This is a genomic window from Polaromonas sp. P1_G4, assembly GCF_056405475.1.
Genome location: NZ_JBFUCA010000724.1, coordinates 1 through 1,655, shown reverse-complemented (window position 1 = coordinate 1,655; position 1,655 = coordinate 1). Strand labels below are relative to the sequence as shown.

General features: G+C 58.3%; 3 protein-coding genes and 1 pseudogene. 3 read left to right on the top strand and 1 reads right to left on the bottom strand.

From position 1 onward, the window contains the following. Positions 1 to 41: 41 nt before the first annotated feature. From AC1D1X_RS22670 to AC1D1X_RS22660, 3 genes are all read left to right on the top strand, one after another. Positions 42 to 458 carry a VOC family protein gene (locus AC1D1X_RS22670; RefSeq protein WP_477671687.1) on the top strand — a complete coding sequence of 139 codons (417 nt, stop codon included), beginning with the start codon at positions 42 to 44 and terminating at the stop codon, positions 456 to 458. Positions 459 to 544: 86 nt separating this feature from the next. Beyond that, positions 545 to 1,024, top strand: coding sequence for a hypothetical protein (locus AC1D1X_RS22665; protein WP_477699263.1), 480 nt, complete (start codon positions 545 to 547; stop codon positions 1,022 to 1,024). 15 nt (positions 1,025 to 1,039) lie between these two features. Further along, a complete protein-coding gene (locus tag AC1D1X_RS22660; protein ID WP_477671689.1) occupies positions 1,040 to 1,315 on the top strand; it encodes a DUF2277 domain-containing protein in 276 nt (91 codons plus the stop codon). Between the two features lie 72 nt (positions 1,316 to 1,387). On the opposite strand, the pseudogene AC1D1X_RS22655 reads toward AC1D1X_RS22660, so the two are convergent. Further along, positions 1,388 to 1,655: pseudogene (locus AC1D1X_RS22655) on the bottom strand (hypothetical protein); the annotation flags it as partial.

Sequence of the window (1,655 nt, the reverse complement as noted above, 5' to 3'; positions counted from 1 at the left end):
CCGCTGAACAGATCCTTCACACCCGAACAAGGAAGCCCACCATGGAAATACACCGCGGACGACTCATCGACCATGTCCACCTGCGCGCCCATGACCTCGCGGCCAGCAAGCGCTTTTACCGCGCCGTGCTCAAGTCACTGAACAAGGAAAATGCCATCCAGGAAGCCGACGATCATTTTTCGGCCGATGAGTTGTGGATGGACCAGGCTGACGGATCTACCTCGCACGTCCATCTGGCTTTCCGGGCCAAAGACCACGCAGAGGTCAAAGCCTTCTATGAAGCCGCCCTGGCCGCAGGCGGCACCGACAACGGCGCGCCGGGCGAGCGCAAATACCACCCCGGCTACTACGCCGCCTTTGTGCTGGACCCGGACGGCAACAACATCGAGGCGGTGTATCACGGGCCATTTGTTGCTTCGGCGGAGTCGGTGGTGATCAGGCCGGCAAACTCAAGCTGATCAGAAGCGTAGTCTTCTAACTCCGTAGCCAGGGGTGATATAAATCCCCAGATATAAATCCCCAGATATAAAGAACGGAGTTGCCGATGAACCAAGCACCATCTTTCCCCGCATATTTGTCATCGGCAGGATTCGCAATCACAAGACGAACCGTCTTCGCATTGACTTTTTTTCTTCCCGCCTTGCCAGCATTCTCTGCGGACGTCATACCCGAAAATCTTGTTGGCGTATGGGCAACAGACAAGGCTGTTTTGCGCGGCGCACTGCTGTTCGAAGGAGGGGCCGTGTATCTGGGAATCGATGGCATCGGCGCAATCGTAGGAGGGCCGCCTCCGATCGGGTCAAGAATTGTTTTTACGTATGACCCAAAAACCAATGTCATCGCTTACCAAGCAACAGAAAACGGAAAAACGGTGCATGCGGGAACTTTTACCTATGACCCGACCCRCCAGGTCCTGTCTGGTGACAAAGAAGTACTTCGGCGACGGTTTGATAAATTGACGGATGAAACCAGGCGAGCGTTGGGGCTTGAGCCAACCGTCAAGACAAACGCCGGGAAAAAATGACCGGAAGGAGTGCCCATGTGCCGCAACATCAAGACTCTCTTCAACTTCGAACCGCCAGCCACGGAGCTGGAAATCCGTGACGCTTCGCTGCAGTTTGTCAGGAAGCTCAGCGGGTTCAATGTCCCCTCCAAGGCCAATGAAGCCGCGTTTGACCGCGCCGTGGAAGAGGTGGCGGCTTCTGCACGGGTTCTCATTCGCACACTAGTAACCAATGCCGAGCCGCGCAACCGTGAGATGGAGGCCGAACGGGCACGGGCCAGGTCGGCGCTAAGGTTTGGCACGAGCCAGTAGCCGGCTCCCCCCAAGTCGACCTCGCCCAACTGGAAGCGTCTGACGACATCAAAAGGTTGAGCTGGACTTGCTTCAGCCACGGCGGACACTTCCATGGTTGAAATCCCCGCCATGCGCACCAAGGCAGCCCAGCCCTTGCAGCGTTTCCTCCACAGCAATGTCCAGCGGCGTGTGCGGCTCCGCACCGAGCGCCGCCACCAGGGCGGCGTTGTCCATGCGTACCGGCGTGGTCCAGAGGTAGCGCATCCGGCGCAGCTCGCGCAGGGTCTCGACAAACGGCGCGGCCAGCGTCACCGCCCTCCAGGGAAAGGATTTTATTGACGGCTGCAGGCCACCGCGC

Bases quoted from the DNA above. Each gene is read 5' to 3' on its own strand.
- AC1D1X_RS22670 (WP_477671687.1), top strand. From the start codon at position 42: ATGGAAATACACCGCGGACGACTCATCGACCATGTCCACCTGCGCGCC.
- AC1D1X_RS22660 (WP_477671689.1), top strand. From the start codon at position 1,040: ATGTGCCGCAACATCAAGACTCTCTTCAACTTCGAACCGCCAGCCACG.